Source organism: Roseateles chitinivorans (assembly GCF_002761755.1).
Classification (GTDB): domain Bacteria; phylum Pseudomonadota; class Gammaproteobacteria; order Burkholderiales; family Burkholderiaceae_C; genus Roseateles; species Roseateles chitinivorans.
Window position 1 is genome coordinate 1 of the sequence record NZ_PEOG01000053.1, and the last position, 15,901, is coordinate 15,901.

At 71.7% G+C, this 15,901-nt stretch carries 12 protein-coding genes; 6 read left to right on the plus strand and 6 right to left on the minus strand.

What is annotated here, in order from left to right:
- From paoA to paoC, 3 genes are all read left to right on the plus strand, one after another.
- The coding region (paoA, locus tag CS062_RS18010; RefSeq protein WP_099862964.1) for an aldehyde dehydrogenase iron-sulfur subunit PaoA at window positions 1-624 on the plus strand (624 nt) is incomplete at its 5' end.
- Complete coding sequence (locus tag CS062_RS18015; RefSeq protein WP_099862965.1) at window positions 621-1,589, plus strand: FAD binding domain-containing protein; 969 nt, start codon at window positions 621-623, stop codon at window positions 1,587-1,589. The genes paoA and CS062_RS18015, both read left to right, overlap by 4 nt.
- Complete coding sequence (gene paoC / locus CS062_RS18020; protein WP_099862966.1) at window positions 1,586-3,808, plus strand: aldehyde oxidoreductase molybdenum-binding subunit PaoC; 2,223 nt, start codon at window positions 1,586-1,588, stop codon at window positions 3,806-3,808. The genes CS062_RS18015 and paoC overlap by 4 nt, the downstream gene beginning before the upstream one ends.
- A gap of 57 nt (window positions 3,809-3,865) precedes the next feature.
- Here paoC and CS062_RS18025 read toward each other — a convergent pair whose 3' ends face one another.
- The gene (locus CS062_RS18025; RefSeq protein ID WP_099862967.1) at window positions 3,866-6,151 is read right to left on the minus strand and encodes an ATP-binding protein; all 2,286 of its coding nucleotides are present in this window, start codon (window positions 6,149-6,151) and stop codon (window positions 3,866-3,868) included.
- Window positions 6,152-6,247: 96 nt separating this feature from the next.
- On the opposite strand from CS062_RS18025, the gene CS062_RS18030 reads away from it, so the two are divergent.
- A complete protein-coding gene (locus tag CS062_RS18030; RefSeq protein ID WP_099862968.1) occupies window positions 6,248-6,940 on the plus strand; it encodes a heavy metal response regulator transcription factor in 693 nt (230 codons plus the stop codon).
- Here the strand turns inward: CS062_RS18030 and CS062_RS18035 are convergent.
- On the minus strand, window positions 6,913-7,866 hold the full coding sequence (locus CS062_RS18035) for a PEP-CTERM sorting domain-containing protein (protein WP_099862969.1): 954 nt from the start codon (window positions 7,864-7,866) through the stop codon (window positions 6,913-6,915). The two genes, CS062_RS18030 and CS062_RS18035, sit on opposite strands and share 28 nt — an antisense overlap.
- Window positions 7,867-8,202: 336 nt before the next feature.
- On the opposite strand from CS062_RS18035, the gene CS062_RS18040 reads away from it, so the two are divergent.
- Window positions 8,203-8,994, plus strand: coding sequence for a Crp/Fnr family transcriptional regulator (locus CS062_RS18040; protein ID WP_099862970.1), 792 nt, complete (start codon window positions 8,203-8,205; stop codon window positions 8,992-8,994).
- Between the two features lie 215 nt (window positions 8,995-9,209).
- Here the strand turns inward: CS062_RS18040 and pepA are convergent, their stop codons facing one another.
- Complete coding sequence (gene pepA / locus CS062_RS18045) at window positions 9,210-10,010, minus strand: flocculation-associated PEP-CTERM protein PepA (RefSeq protein WP_158238829.1); 801 nt, start codon at window positions 10,008-10,010, stop codon at window positions 9,210-9,212.
- Between the two features lie 343 nt (window positions 10,011-10,353).
- Here pepA and CS062_RS18050 point away from each other — a divergent pair, with 343 nt between their 5' ends.
- The gene (locus CS062_RS18050; RefSeq protein ID WP_158238830.1) at window positions 10,354-10,653 is read left to right on the plus strand and encodes a hypothetical protein; all 300 of its coding nucleotides are present in this window, start codon (window positions 10,354-10,356) and stop codon (window positions 10,651-10,653) included.
- 293 nt (window positions 10,654-10,946) lie between these two features.
- Here CS062_RS18050 and CS062_RS18055 read toward each other — a convergent pair whose 3' ends face one another.
- From CS062_RS18055 to CS062_RS18065, 3 genes are all read right to left on the minus strand, one after another.
- Window positions 10,947-11,333 (minus strand): hypothetical protein, encoded by a 387-nt coding sequence (locus CS062_RS18055; protein WP_099862973.1) that lies wholly within the window; start codon window positions 11,331-11,333, stop codon window positions 10,947-10,949.
- Window positions 11,334-11,456: 123 nt separating this feature from the next.
- Window positions 11,457-12,287 (minus strand): CheR family methyltransferase, encoded by an 831-nt coding sequence (locus tag CS062_RS18060; RefSeq protein WP_099862974.1) that lies wholly within the window; start codon window positions 12,285-12,287, stop codon window positions 11,457-11,459.
- Between the two features lie 13 nt (window positions 12,288-12,300).
- On the minus strand, window positions 12,301-15,891 hold the full coding sequence (locus tag CS062_RS18065) for a response regulator (RefSeq protein ID WP_099862975.1): 3,591 nt from the start codon (window positions 15,889-15,891) through the stop codon (window positions 12,301-12,303).
- Between the last annotated feature and the right edge of the window lie 10 nt (window positions 15,892-15,901).

The window sequence follows — 15,901 nt, forward strand, 5'->3', positions numbered from 1 at the left end:
GCCGCGGTCGCCGCCGGGGCGCCGCTGGAAGCGGCCGCGCAGACCCCGTCGCGCCCCGGCGCGCGCCCTCAGGAGAACCTCGTGGCCACCACCCGCGTGACGCTCGACGTCAACGGCCAGTCCCACACGCTGGACGTCGACAACCGCACCTCGCTGCTGGACCTGCTGCGCGAGCATCTGCGGCTCACCGGCACCAAGAAGGGCTGCGACCACGGCCAGTGCGGCGCCTGCACCGTCCATCTCGACGGCCGGCGCGTCAACGCCTGCCTGACGTTGGCGGTCATGCACCAGGGCGCCCGGGTCGTCACCATCGAGGGCCTGGGCACGCCGGAGCGGCTGCATCCGATGCAGGCGGCCTTCGTGCGGCATGACGGCTACCAGTGCGGCTACTGCACGCCGGGCCAGATCTGCTCCGCGGTCGCGGTGCTCGACGAGATCAAGGCCGGCCTGCCCAGCCACGTCACGCCCGACCTCCAGGCTCGCCCGCTGCTGTCCATCGACGAACTGCGCGAGCGCATGAGCGGCAACCTGTGCCGCTGCGGCGCCTACTCCAACATCATCGACGCGATGGCCGAGGTGGCCGGCGTCCCCGTGCCGGGCGCCGGCGACCGGAGGCCCGCATGAAGCCGTTCACCTACGAGCGCGCCACCTCGCCCGCCGCCGCGGTCGCCGCCGCGGCCGCGCGGCCCGGCACGCGCTTCATCGCCGGCGGCACCAACCTGCTCGACCTGATGAAGCTGCAGATCGAGGCGCCCGTCCATCTGGTCGACGTCAACGGCCTGGGCCTGGACCGGATCGAGCCGACGCCCGAAGGCGGCCTGCGCATCGGCGCGCTGGTGCGCAACACCGACCTGGCGGCGGATGCCCGGGTGCGGCGCGACTACGGCGTGCTGTCGCGCGCCTTGCTGGCCGGTGCCTCCGGCCAGTTGCGCAACCGCGCGACGACCGCCGGCAACCTGTTGCAGCGCACCCGCTGCCCCTATTTCTATGACCCGGATCAGCCCTGCAACAAGCGCCAGCCGGGCAGCGGCTGCCCGGCGATCGCCGGCATGAGCCGGCCGCTGGCGGTGATCGGCGTCAGCGACGCCTGCATCGCCTCGCATCCGAGCGACATGGCGGTGGCGATGCGGGTGCTCGATGCGACCGTCGAAACCCTGCGTCCCGACGGGCAGGCGCGGCGCATCCCGATCGCCGACTTCCATCGCCTGCCGGGCAACACCCCGCACATCGAGACGACGCTCGAGGCCAATGAGCTGATCACCGCGGTCACCTTGCCGCGGCCCCTCGGCGGCACGCAGCTGTATCACAAGGTGCGGGACCGCGCCTCCTATGCCTTCGCGCTGGTCTCGGTCGCCGCGGTGATCCCGCGCGACGGCGGCGCCACCCGCTTCGCCGTCGGCGGCATCGCGCCCAAGCCCTGGCGCGTGGAGCGCGCCGAGACGGCGCTGCGCCAGGGCGTGCCGGCCGCCGCGCAGGCCCTGCTGGCCGGCGCGACGCCGACCGCGGAGAACGCGTTCAAGCTGCCGCTGGTCGAGCGCACGCTCACCGCCGTCCTGGCACAAGCCCGGCACACCGGGAGGACCGCATGAAGTTCGACACCCCCGCCACCACCAACCCGGTCGACCAGCTGCGGATCGTCGGCCAGCCGAGCGACCGCATCGACGGGCCGCGCAAGACCACCGGCACCGCGCCCTATGCCTATGAGCGCCACGATGTGGCCAAGGACGCCGCCTACGGCGTCGTCGTCGGCGCGGGCATCGCCAAGGGCCGCATCGCGCGGATCGATGTCCAGGCGGCGGAAGCCGCGCCCGGCGTGCTCGCCGTCGTGACCGCGCAGAACGCCGGCAAGCTCGGCAAGGGACGGATGAACACCGCCGCGCTGCTGGGCGGACCGGAGATCGCGCATTACCACCAGGCCATCGCGGTCGTCGTCGCGGAGCGCTTCGAGCAGGCCCGCGCGGCGGCCGCCCTGATCCGCGTCGAGTACGCGCCCGAGGCAGGCGCCTTCAGCCTGGCGAAGGCCAAGGACCAGGCCCAGCCGCCCAAGGCGGACGACGGCCCCGGCGGCATGCCGCCGGAGACGCGGGTCGGCGATTTCGACGGCGCCTTCGCCCGCGCGGCGGTGCGCCTCGACCAGACCTACACGACCCCCGACCAGTCGCACGCGATGATGGAGCCGCATGCGACGCTGGCGGTCTGGGAAGGCGATCGCCTCACCGTCTGGACCTCCAACCAGATGATCGACTGGGGCCGCGGCGACCTGGCGCGAACCCTGGGCCTGCCCCGCGACAAGGTGCGGCTGATCTCGCCCTTCATCGGCGGCGGTTTCGGCGGCAAGCTTTTCCTGCGCGCCGACGTGCTGATGGCCGCGCTCGGCGCGAAGGCGGCCGGTCGGCCGGTCAAGGTGGCGCTGCAGCGGCCGCTGATGATGAACAACACCACGCACCGGCCGGCGACGCTGCAACGGATCCGCATCGGCGCCGGCCGGGACGGCCGCATCACCGCGATCGGCCATGAGAGCTGGTCGGGCGACCTGCCCGGCGGCTCGCCCGAAACGGCGGTCGCCCAGACGCGCCTGCTCTACGCGGGCGAACACCGCATGACCGCGATGAAGCTGGCGGTGCTGGACCTGCCCGAAGGCAACGCGATGCGCGCGCCGGGCGAGGCACCCGGCCTGATGGCGCTGGAGATCGCGATCGACGAGATGGCCGAGCAACTGCGCATGGACCCGATCCAGTTCCGGCTGCTCAACGACACGCAGGTCGATCCGGAGAAGCCGGACCGGCCGTTCTCCCAGCGCCGGCTGGGCGAATGCCTGCGCACCGGGGCCGAGCGCTTCGGCTGGAACCGGCGCACCCCGCCGGGCCAGCGGCGCGAGGGCCCCGGCGGTCGCTGGCTGATCGGGATGGGCGTGGCGGCGGCCTTCCGCAACAACCTCGTGATGAAGTCGGCCGCGCGCGTGCGCCTGGACCGCCGCGGTGTCGTCACCGTCGAGACCGACATGACCGACATCGGCACCGGCAGCTACACCATCCTGGCGCAGACCGCGGCCGAGATGATGGGCGTCGGGCTGGACCAGGTGGTGGTGCGCCTGGGCGACTCGGCGCTGCCGGTGTCGGCCGGCTCGGGCGGCCAGTGGGGCGGCAACAGCTCGGCCTCCGGCGTCTACGCCGCCTGCGTCGCGCTGCGCGAGGCCGTCGCCCGGAAAGCCGGCATCGACGTCAAGGATGCGGTCTTCGCTGACGGCCAGGTGCGCGGCGGCGGACGCAGCCTGTCGCTGGGCGAGGTCGCCGGCGCCGAAGGCCTCGCGGCCGAGGACCGGATCGAGTTCGGCGACCTCGACAAGAAGTACCAGCAGTCCACTTTCGGCGGCCACTTCTGCGAGGTCGCCGTCGACGCCTACACCGGCGAGGTGCGCGTGCGCCGGATGCTGGCGGTCTGCGCCGCCGGGCGCATTCTCAATCCGAAGACGGCGCGCAGCCAGGTGATCGGCGCGATGACCATGGGCGTGGGCGCGGCGCTGATGGAGGCGCTGCATGTCGACGAGCGCCGCGGCTTCTTCGTCAACCATGACCTGGCCGGCTATGAGGTGCCGGCGCATGCGGACATCCCTCACCAGGAAGTGATCTTCCTCGACGAGACCGACCCGCTCTCGTCGCCGCTCAAGGCCAAGGGCGTCGGAGAGCTGGGCATCTGCGGTGTCGCGGCGGCGGTGGCCAATGCCATCCACAACGCCACCGGCGTCCGGATCCGCGACTATCCGATCACGCTGGACAAGCTGCTCAAGGACCTGCCGAAGCCGGCCTGACGCCGCGCCGCCGGGCGCCCGCGGGTCCGTCGGCGATCAGCAGTCATCGCTCAGCGGTCAGCGCTCGCCCGGCGTCAGGTCCGCCGGCGAGCGGGTCGGGTTCATCGCCTCGGCGAGCACGGCCGCCAGGCCGTCGATGTCATAGGGCTTGGGCACCAGCGGCACATTGGGCGCCTCCTCGATGCGCACCGGGTGACCGCTGGCCAGCACCACCGGCAGCGTCGGCTTGAGCACCTTCAAGGTCCGCACCAGGTCGACGCCGCTGCGCGCGCCGGGCATGACGATGTCGGTCAGCACCACATCGGCGGCCAGGCCGGCACGCAGCTGGTCCAGCGCATGGTCGGCCGTCGGCGCGGTCTTGACGGTGAAGCCGCGCTCCTCCAGCGCCTGCGCGGTGAGCTCCCGCACCGAGGGCTCGTCCTCGACCAGCAGCACCGTGCCCGCATGGCGCCGCTCCGCGGCCCGGTCGGCAGGGACCGGCGATGCCGCCTCTTCCATCCGCCCGTGGGAGCGCGGCAGCCACAGCGTCACTTCGGTGCCCAGCCCGATCTTGCTGACGATGCCGGCGGTGCCGCCCGCCGACCGCGCCAGCGCATACACCTGGGCCAGCCCCAGGCCGGTCCCCTGCCCCACCGGCTTGGTCGTGAAGAAGGGCTCGAAGGCGCGCTCCATCTGCTCCTGCGTCATGCCGTCGCCGGTGTCGCGGACCGCGATCGCGACGTACTCGCCCGGCTGCAGCTCCGGCGCCAGGCCGACCGGATCGCCTTCCGCCAGCACCCGGTTGCGGGCCGACACCGTCAGCGTGCCGCGCCCCTGCATCGCGTCGCGCGCGTTCAGCGCGAGATTCAGCACCGCCAGCTCGAGCTGGACCGGATCGGTGCGCACCGGCCAGAGCGTCTCGTCGATCGCCAGCGCGACCTCGACCGCGCTGCCCACCGCGCCGCTGGCCAGCGCCATCAGCTCGGGCAATTGGCGGCGCAGGTCGATGACGGTCTCATGACCCACCTGCTGACGACCGAAGGCCAGCAGCTGCCGCGTCAGCTGCGCGGCCCGGGAGGTGGCGCGCTGGCAGGCCTCCAGCGCGCTGTCGGCGCGCGGATCGCTGCTCAGCCGGCGGGCCAGCTGCAGCCCGGTGGTCATCGTCTGCAGCAGATTGTTGAAGTCATGCGCGATGCCGCCGGTCAACCGGCCCAGCGCCTCCAGCTTCTGGCTGCGCAGCACCGTCTGCTGCGCATTGCGGGTCTGGGCGACGGCGGCGTCGACCTCTTCGCGCAGGCGCTGCTCGCTGCTCGCCCGCTCGCGGCTGGCCACGGCCAGGGCGCGCTGAACGATGTCGATCTCGTCGATGCCGCTGCGGACCTCCTCGAGCGTGCCGCCACCGCCCAGGCGGATGGCGTCCTTGCGCAGGCGACGCAGCGGCTCGGCGATCGCGCGGCTCATGCGCCGCGCCAGCACCAGCGCCAGCACGATGAAGACCAGCGACAGCGCCAGCATCATCGCGAACGCGGCCCAGGCGCTTTTGGCCAGCTCCGCCTGGCTCAGGCCGATCAGCACCACCCAGCCGGAGTCCGGCGCCCGGCTGAAGGCGGTGAAGACCGGTTCGCCGTCGAGCGTGCGCAGGTCCACGACGCCCCGGTCGGCGCGGGCCAGCGCGTCCAGCATGTCCGGGCTGGCACGCTGCCCGACACGGCGTTCCGGCTCGCGGGTACGGGCGACGACGATGCCCTGGCCGTCCAGCACCACCCCCAGCCAGCCCTCGGGCAGCGGCTGCTGGCGGAAGATCTGCTGCATCTCGCCGACGGGACTGCCCAGGCCGAGGAACATCGCCTCGCCGGCGACGCTCACCGGCACGCGCACCGCGAAGCTGGGCCGCCGGTCGACCGGGCTGACATGGAGGTTGGAAACCATCAGCCGGCGGCGCGTGTCGACGCGGCCCGGGAAGGCCTCGGCCGGCGGCAGCGGCTGCCCCCAGGCGACCCGGGTGTTGAGCAGTTGCCGGCCGTCCTGCGTGGTCAGCACGATGGTGCTGGGCGAGCCGGCCACGAGCCGCGCGGCCTCCTTGTGGAACTGCGCCAGCCGGCCCTCGGCCAGGCTCGGCGACACGCTCAGGGCCTGCAGCAGCGCGGTCCGCACCGCCAGCTCGCGGTCGGTGACCAGGCTCAGCGCCTCGGCGGTCTCGGTCGCGGCCGCGACCGCCGCGCGACGCTCGGTGTGGAACACCGCCATGCCCGCGATGACCGAGAGCAGCAGCGTCGGCAGCACGATCAGCCAGACCATGGCGCGCAACTTGCCGCTGACGGACCCGGCGCGCGGCGCGGTGAGGGTCGGTGTCCGGTCGGGCATGGTGCGCGATTCTAGGCGCGGGCTCGCGTACTTGACGGTGTCCTCACACCCCCGATCCGGGGCCGCGCGACCCACGACCTGCCAGGGAGGGCGGCAATGAAACTGCTCGTCATCGAGGACGAGGACAAGCTCGGCGAATACCTGCGCGGCGGCCTCACGCAGGAGGGCTTCGTCGTCGACCTGGTGCGCGACGGCGTCGACGGTCTGCACCAGGCCAGCGAGGGCGCCTACGACCTGGTGCTGCTGGACGGCGTGCTGCCGGGCATCGACGGCCTGGCCGTGCTGGCCGCGCTGCGCCAGCAGGACCACACCCGCACGCTGCCGGTGCTGATGCTGACGGCCCGGGCCGAGGTCGAGGACCGGGTCCGCGGCCTGCAGGCCGGCGCCGACGACTACCTGGTCAAGCCCTTCGCCTTCTCCGAACTGGTGGCCCGCATCCAGGCGCTGCTGCGGCGGGCCAGCGCCACGCCGGTGGCCGAGGCCACCGTGCTGAAGCTGGCGGACCTGGAGGTCGACCTGCTGCGCCGCAAGGCGCACCGGGCCGGCCAGCGGCTGGACCTGACGCCCAAGGAGTTCAGCCTGCTGACGCTGCTGCTGCGACGCCAGGGCCAGGTCTTGTCCCGGACCGAGCTCGCCGAGCAGGTCTGGGACATGAACTTCGACAGCGGCACCAATGTCGTCGAGGTCGCGGTGCGGCGGCTGAGGACCAAGCTGGACCGGCCCTTCGACGCGCCGCTGCTGCACACGGTGCGCGGGATGGGCTACGTGCTGGAGACGCGCGAGGCCTGAGCCCGCCGACGCCACCAGGCCAGCACGCCCAGGCCGCCGGCCAGCATCGCCCAGCTCGACGGCTCGGGCACCGGCGCCGCCAGCTGCTCGAAGGCCAGCTGCTGCATCGCCGTCGCCTGCGCCTGCGAGATGCCGAGCTGCGCCGCGGCCGTCTCCGCCGCGCCGAGGCTGCGCGGATCCACGCCGGTGATGCGGCCGAAGATCGTCAGCGCCTCCAGGTAGCTGCCGAAGCGGCTCGCGTGGTAGTTGTCGTTGGCCCAGAGCTTGACCGTGCCCGGGTCGATGCCGTCATAGGGATTCGTGTCCGCGAAGCCCTGCGCCATCGCCCGGTTCCAGGCCAGGCCGACCGGGATCACGCCGTCGATGTGATCGGACGCGAGGTCCGCCTGCCGGTAGCCCGCGTCGACGTCCCGCGCCATCTGGTAGATGGACTCGCCGTACCAGGCGCCGCTGGGCAGATAGGTCTGGTCGGCGCGCGACCAGGTCGCCATCAGGTTGATCTTCACGTCCGCATTGCGCGCATGCAGCGCATCAGCCAGCAGGCCCGAGTACTGGATCAGCTTGGCCGGATTGCCGGGATCGGCCGCGTCCAGCGTGCTGTAGCTCTGCAGCACCACGCGGTCCCACGGCTTGTCGATCAACGCCATCTTGGTGTTGTAGTGCAGGTCCAGGCCGCTGCCCCCGACGGTCTCCAGGCTCACGTCGTAATCCAGCCCCGCCTGCACGGTGAAGGCCTTGAACAGGGCTGGAATGCCGCCGATGCCGGTGCCGTTCAGGTCGGTGACCGAGCCCGGGTTGAACTGCATCACCGCCGAGCCCTGCGCGTAGGTGAAGCTGTTGCCGACGAACAGGATGCTCTCGGCCCGCGCCGCCCCGGCGGACAGCGCCAGCACGACGCCCGCGAGCGGGCAGAAGAATCGATTCATGGATGTCGTCCTCGGTGTGGAGTCGTTGAAGCGCGCCGGCATCGAGGCCGGCGCCTCCCGGTTATAGGAAGCGGGACGCTGTCCGGGAGGGCCTCTCCCTAGATCGCTGTGCGGCTGGCATCTGGAAATCGGTGCGCCAGCGCACGGAGATGGCGCATGCGGCGTCGTGCGGGCGTCGGCAGGCCGGCGGTCGATGCCGCGCGCCATCAGAAGCCCCCTTCAAGCCGGGGGGCGACGCACGCCTTGGCACCAAAAGACACCCCGGTTTACGTCAGGCGGGCACGGTGATTGCCATCGTGTTCGGTTGGAACGATGTCCAGTTCCTGGAGCCTGTTGATGTCCCTGCCCGTTGCCGCAACTCCTTCCGCGCCCCAGCCCCGCGCCAATCTCCTGCTCGTGCAGATGCCCGAGGAGGATCAGGCCCGCTGGTCCGGACAGCTCGAGACCGTCGAGCTGCTCAAGGGGCGCGTGCTGTTCGAGGCCGGGGCTCCCGCCACCCATGTGTATTTCCCGATCACCGCGATCGTGTCGCTGATCCACACCACGCATTCCGGTGATTCGGCGCAGGTCGCGATGATCGGCTCGGAAGGCGCCGCCGGCCTGGCGGCCGCGATGGGCGGCGAATCGCCCGCCTGCCGCGCCGTCGTGCAGCGCGCCGGCCTGGCCTTCCGCATGCGGGTGCCGCTGGTGCGCGAGGAGTTGATGCGCCCCGGTGCGTCGACGCAGCTGCTGCTGCGCTACCTGCAGTCGCTGATCTCGCAGATCGCGCACACCGCGGTCTGCAATCGCCATCACTCGCTGGAGCGGCAGCTGTGCCGCTGGCTGCTGCTGTGCCTGGACCGTCAACATGGGCATTGCGAGCTGTCGGTCACCCAGGAGCTCATCGCCAATCTGCTGGGCGTGCGCCGGGAAGGCGTCACCGAAAGCGCCCAGCGCCTCCAGGCCGCCGGCCTGATCCGTTACTCCCGCGGACATATCGCGGTGCTGGACCGACCGGGGCTGGAAGCCCGGGCCTGCGAGTGCTACGCCCTGCTCAAGCAGGACTTCAAGCGCTTGCTGCCCCAGGACCCCGACGGCGTGAACGCGGCCACCTCTGCCACCTTCGCGCCCATCGCCGTGCAGGCCTGAGGGCTTCTTCGCATCGCTTCAAAGCATCGCAGTGGACGTCCCGTCGGGGACGGGACGCCGTCGAGCGTTGGTTGAACGCTCCGTGTCGCGCGCCACGGTGCCGGCCCGCACCGTCACCGTGTCGCGCGGGTCGGTCCGGAACCTCCGGGCACCCGCATGCCCTCGTGTTCCGGACCCTGGACCTGGACCAGCCCCGGAAGGGACCGGTCGCACGATCACTTCTCCGTGCGGCCGCGACGGCGCGCCACGAAGCCGATGGCGCCCAGACCGGCGAGCAGCATCGCGTAGGTCGAAGGCTCCGGCACCACCGCGGCGGCGAAGTTGATCGAGCCGCCGCCCTGGCGGATGCGGAATCCGCCGGCGAAGGGCTCGACCTGCGACGTCGTGTTGGAGAACGAGGTCAGCGCCATGTCGTACAGCGGCAGCGAGGTCTGGAAGCCCGGCACCAGCCAGTTCAGCGTCAGCTTGGCATTGGCCGACGGGTTGAAGGTGCCGTCGCCCAGCGGCGTGGTCGCCACCGTGCCCAGCAGCAGCGAGCCGCTGGCCAGGGCGACTTCGCCGGTCGCGGTTTCGGTCGGGGTGTTGCCCGAGAAGCCGAACGACGAGGTGCCGTTGTAACCGTACAGGGTGTAGGTCAGCGAGGTCAGCGTGCCCACCGTGGACACCGAGCCCGGGTCACCGGCCTGCGTCAGCGTGCCGTTGCCGCTGAACTGGATGTAGAAGCCGTAGTCCGAGTTCAGGCCGTTGGACGGCAGCGTGATGCCGCCCAGCTGGGCGGCGCTGACGGACAGGTAGCCCGATTCGGTGAACGTGTTGCCGGCCCCGAAGGTGATGGTCGAGTAGTTCGACACCAGCAGGTTGTCGGCGGTGAACGCCGAGCCGTTCAAGCCGGCGGTGGCCGGGTCCCAGGTGAATTGCGGCAGCGCGGAAGCGCTGGCGCTGACGGCGGCCAGGGCGAGGGCCAGCAGGGTGCGCTGGAACGCCACAGGCTTGCGGGAGAGCAAAGGCAGGGTCATGGTGGTTGCTCCGATAGAAAGATGTCCGCCAATCGCGGACGGCGCAGTGTCACCACCCCTCCAGAGAGCGTCTGTACGTCCACCCACATAAAAACGGCCACGGCCCGGCGCTGTACCCGGAAGGTGCGACGAACAGGCCCCGGCGTGCCTGGAACGCCCCCGCGTTCGCGGGATGCCGCATGTGCGCGGCGGGCGACATCCCCGATGCCATCGGGGCCGGGCCCGGCTTCTCCGCGACGTGTCAGCGCGAATTACTGCGCTCGTCGGGCGCTTTTCGGCGTCCGCCTCGGCGCCGCCGCACCGGACAATCGCGCATCGCCTCCGACACGCCTTGCCGCCTGCCATGTCCCAGCCCGTCCGCTCCGCCGCTTCCGCCGCCCTCACCTCCACCGCCGCCTCCGGCATCGCGGGGCTGATGCTGGGACAGATCGTGCTGGCGCTCGCGCTGCACCACAACCGCTCGGTGGAGGGACTGGGGTTCGCGCTGGTCTTCCTGCTGGCCGGTGGCGCCGCGGTGGCCTGCTTCCTGACGCATCGTCACCAGCAACGACGCCCGCGCCAGGAGCCCGCGCCGCTGCGCCTGTGGCTCATCGCGCTGGCGGGTGGCGTGCTGGCCTCGATGCTCTTCATCGGCGCGCTCTGAGCGCGTTCCGCGGGCCCGGCAGGCGGGCACCACCCTTGCCCTCGAGCCGCGATGCCCACTGATCGCCACGCCCGCACCTCTGCCGCCGACGCCGCGTCCCGCAAACGCGCGCCGTCGACGACGCCTGGGCGCGACGCACGGCGGGCCTCGCCGCACCGATTCCGCAACGGCCGCGGCTGAGCGGCGCCGGCGGCGCGCGCGCGCTGCCGGCGGCTTCTCTTCACGACATCCGACACCACGAGTGCGCCAGTGCGCCAGTGCGCCGGTCACGCCGGGCATCGCGGACCCACGCTTCAGGTCGTGGTGTCGTCCTCGTGCTCAGGATCCGGCCCCGCCGACGGATCGTCGCCGCTGGCAAGGTCCTCGACGTCGATCGAGGCGTCGACATCCTCGGGGGCCGGCGAGTGGCTCACCCGGTCCGGCAGGATGTCCGCGGCGTCGGTCGCGCCGCCCGGCGTCGCCGAGCCGCGCTCGCCGGTGCCGAAGCGGTCGGTGTCGCTGGCGGGATCGGCGGGGGTCGCGCCGAGTTCGTCCGGGTCGTCCGGTCGCGTGCTCAGCGGACGTTCGCCCAGCACGTCGCTGCCGCTGTCGGAGCTGTCGCTCGGGCCGAGCGAATCGGTGCCGCGTCCCTTGGACTGCGTCGGGGCGGTCTCGCCGCCAAGGATGCTGCTGGTGGCCATGGGGTTCTCCTTGCAAGACCGGTGTGGTCGATGCAGGAATTCGGCAAGGGCGGGGCCCGGCAGGCGGGAGGCGGCGGAGAGGAGTGCCACCGCGGGCATCGGCGCGGGCAGCGCCGGCGGCGATCAGCCGGGGCGCTTCTGGTAGAGGCGTTCCCTGGCGGCGATCTCGACGAAATCGCCGGCGTGCGCGGAGAAGCGCAGCGTCTCGCGCGCGCCCAGGCCGAGGAAACCATTGCGGCACAGCGCCTCGCTGAACAGGCCCAGTGCCCGGTCCTGCAGCGCGCGGTTGAAGTAGATCAGCACGTTGCGGCAGGACACCAGCTGCACCTCGGCGAAGACGCTGTCGGTGGACAGGCTGTGATCGCTGAAGACGATGCGCTCCTTGAGCGACTTGTCCATCAGCACATGGTCGTAGGCCGCGGTGTAGTACTCCGACAGCGAACCCCGTCCGCCCGAGGCGCGGTGGTTCTCCGAGAACAGCGGCACCTGGTCCATCCGGTACACCCCGGCCTGCGCCTGGGCGAGCGCCTCGTGGCTGATGTCGGTCGCGTAGATCAGCGTGCGCTCCAGCAGCCCTTCCTCCTTCATGAGGATCGCCATCGAGTAGGCCTCCTCGCCGCCGCTGCAGCCCGCCACCCAGATCCGCAGCGACGGAAAGGTGCGCAGCACCGGCACGACCTGCTCGCGCAGCGCGCGGAAGTACTCGGGGTCGCGGAACATCTCGCTGACCTGCACCGTCAGGTCGGCCAGCACCGAGCGGAAGACCTCGGCTTCGCGCAGCAGCCGGCCCTGCAGCTGCGACAGGTTGGCGCAGTGGAAGCGCTGCATCGCCGCCTTCAGGCGGCGGCGCAGCGAGGTGCCGGCGTAGTCGCGGAAGTCGTAGTGGTAGCGCTCGTAGATCGCTTCCAGGATCAACCGGACCTCGATGTCCAGCTCGGGGGCTCCGTGCGCCATCGGCCGGTCGTCCTCAGCGCGGCATCCAGACCCGCACCAGCGAGAGCAGCTTCTCGATGTCCAGCGGCTTGGCGATGTAGTCGTTGGCACCGGCGGCCATGCACTTCTCCTGGTCGTCCTTCATCGCCTTGGCGGTGAGCGCGATGATCGGCAACCGCTTCAGCTCGGGCCGCGCGCGGATCTCGCGCATCGCGGTGTAGCCGTCCATCTCCGGCATCATGATGTCCATCAGCACCAGGTCCACCGGCGCCATCGCGCCCGGCCCCTGCAGCGGCGCGGCGAGCCGCTGCAGCGCCTCGCGGCCGTTGCGCGCGATGTCCACCTTCACCCCCTTGGGCTCCAGCACCGCCGACAGGGCGAAGATGTTGCGCACGTCGTCCTCGACGATCAGCACCCGCCGCCCTTCCAGCATGTTGTCGCGCGCCCTCACCTCCTTGAGCATGCGCTGGCGCTCGGGCGGCAGCTGGGCTTCCACCTGGTGCAGGAACAGCGTCACCTCGTCGAGTAGCCGCTCGGGCGAGCGGGCGCCCTTGATGATGATCGAGCGCGAGTAGCGCCGCAGCTGCTGCTCCTGCTGCGGCGACAGCGTGTGCCCGGTGTAGACGATCACAGGCGGGAAGGCGACATCGTCCTGCCGCGCCATCTGGTCCAGCAGGTCGTAGCCGCTCATGTCGGGCAGGTTCAGGTCCATGACCATGCAGTCGAAGGTCGACTGGCGCAGCGCCTCCAGCGCCTCGGCCGCGGTGGACACGCCCTGGATGCGGACCTCGTCGGCGGCCAGCAGGTGGCGGATGCTGTCGAGCTGGCGGGCGTCGTCCTCGACCACCAGCACCGTGCGCAGGCGCTGCGAGAACTTGGCCTCCAGCCGCTGCAGCGCGACCTCCAGTTCGTCGCGCTTGACCGGCTTGAGCGCGTAGCCGACCGCGCCCCGCTCGAGCGCCTCGTGGGTGTAGTCGGCCACCGAGATCACATGCACCGGGATGTGCCGCGTCAGCGGCTCGCGCTTGAGGCGGTCCAGCACGCCCAGCCCGGAGTGGTCGGGCAGGTTCATGTCCAGCAGGATCGCGCTGGGCGCATAGCGCTGGGCCACCGACAGGCCGTTCTCGGCCGTGTGCGCCATCAGGCAGACGAAACCCATCTCGCGGATCAGGTCGCGCAGGATGAGCGCGAAGCGCTGGTCGTCCTCGATGACCAGGATGGCGCGGTCGCCCGGCACCCAGGAGAGCCGGTCGTCGTCGAGCTGCGGCAGCCGAGGCTCCGGCGCGGCCGGCGCCGGCTCGCGCAGCAGCGACACCGCCAGGCCGTCGGCGCCCTCCTCCGCCTCGCCGTCCGACGGCAGCGCCGCCTCGAACGCGGCGATGGCCGGCGGCGCGGTGATCGGCGCCTGCGCCGGCGACAGCGGACGCTGCACCTGGCCGTCGGCGGGCAGCTCGTGGGTCGGCGGCAGCACCAGGCTGAAGGTCGAGCCCTCGCCGGGCGCGCTGCGCAGGTGGATGTCGCCGCCGAGCAGCCGCGCCAGGTCGCGCGAGATCGACAGGCCCAGCCCGGTGCCACCGTACTTGCGGTGGGTGCTGCCGTCGGCCTGCCGGAACGCCTCGAAGATCGGCGCCTGCTGGTGCGCCGGGATGCCGATGCCGGTGTCGGTCACCGCGAAGGCGATGCGCCCGTCGGCGGTGGCGCCCACCTCCATGCGCACCGAGCCCCGCTCGGTGAACTTCAGCGCGTTGGACAGCAGGTTCTTGAGGATCTGGCCCAGGCGCGTCTCGTCGGTCTCGATCCACTCGGGCGCGCCGGGCGCGAGCTGCAGGCCGAAGGCCAGGTTGCGCTGCGCCGCGATCGGGGCGAAGACCTGCGTCAACTGCTGCAGCAGGCGCGGCAGCGACACGCGGTCGATCTGCATGTCGACCTTGCCGGCCTCGATCTTGGACAGGTCCAGGATGTCGTTGATCAGCGCCAGCAGGTCGTTGCCGGCCGAGCTGATGGTCTGCGCGAAGCGGACCTGCTCGTCGGTCAGGTTGCCGTCCTTGTTGTCCGCCAGCAGCTTGGCCAGGATCAGGGTCGAGTTCAGCGGCGTGCGCAGCTCGTGGCTCATGTTGGCCAGGAACTCGCTCTTGTACTGGTTGGAGCGCTCCAGCGCCTCGGCGCGCTCGGTGAGCAGCGCCTGCGCCTGCGTCAGGTCCGACCGCTGCAACTCGAGCTGGCGCGCCTGTTCCTCGAGCTGGGTATTGCTCTCCTCGAGCTCGGTCTGCTGCTTCTCGAGCCGCAACTGGGAGTCGCGCAGCGCATTGCCCTGCTCCTCCAGTTCCTCGTTGCTGGCCCGCAGTTCCTCCTGCTGCATCTGCAGTTCCTCGGCCTGGCGGCGGCTCTCCTCGAGCAGCGACTCGAGCCGGCTGCGGTCCTTGGCGGCGCGCAGCGCCATCGCCAGCGGTTCCGCCACCCGGACCAGCAGCTCGCGCTCGGCCTCGCCGATGTGATGCAGGAAACCGAGCTCGACCATGCCCTGCAGGCGCCGGTCCACGCCGACCGGCGCGATCAGCAGTTCGGTCGATGCCGCCCGTCCCAGCGCGGAGGTGATCGGCAGGTAGTCGGCCGGCAAGTGGGTGACATGCACCGGCCGGCGATCGCGGGCGGCCTGTCCCAGCAGCGTGTCCCCGCCGCGCACCACCGGCGCCGCCTCGCCTTCGACCGCGACCGGCAGCGCATAGCCGCCCACCCGCAGGAAGCTGCCGTCGTCCTGGGTGACGTAGAAGGCGCCCACGCGGGCGTCGGTCCAGCGCGCAAGGAAGCTGGTCGCCACGTCGGCGAGCCGTTCCACCTGCGGGTCGCCCTGCAGCTCCACGCCCAGGCCGGCCAGGCCGGCCTTGAGCCATTCCTCGGTCCGGGCAGCGCGATGCGCGCGTGCGCTCAGGGCCGCGGCGACGGCGGTCAGCACCAGCAGCAGCGCCGAGCCGCCCCACATCACCCCGGCGGTCTGCTGGACCGCCGTGTCCCAGAGCGCGCGACGCTCGGCGGCGCGATCCCGCTCCTCGCGCTCCATCTCGCCCAGCAGCGCGCGGATGCGCTCCATCAGGATGCGCCCCCGGTCGCCCTGGACCACGGTCACCGCGCCGACGCCGTCGCCCTTGCGGCGCATCGCGATGGACTCCTCCATCTCGGTCATCTTGGCCTTGACGAGCTGCTCGACCATCTCCAGCCGGGCCAGCTGCGGACGGTAGTTCTGGAAGCTCGCGCGCAGGCGTTCGGTCGCGGCCGGCAGCGTCACCTGCGCGGTGTTGAACGGCACCAGGTAGCTGTCCAGGCCGGTGATCAGGAAGCCGCGCTGGCCGGTCTCGGCATCCTTGATCGCCGAGCCCAGCGCCTGGATCTGCTCCTGCACGGCCAGGGTGCGGGCCATCGCGTCGGCGGCGTCGGACTGTGCCCGCTGGGTGCGCCATGAGAAGGTGGCGGTGACCAGGATGGTGAGCACCGCCAGCGCGAAGCCCAGCAGCGTGGGCAGCGGCAGCCATTCGTGGCGACGGGCGAGCGCGCCGCCCAAGTGGGCGTTGTTGGCGCTGTTGGCGCTGTGGGCGCCGGTCAAGGGGCCGGAAGTCGTCGTGGTGTTCATGAATGCGCAA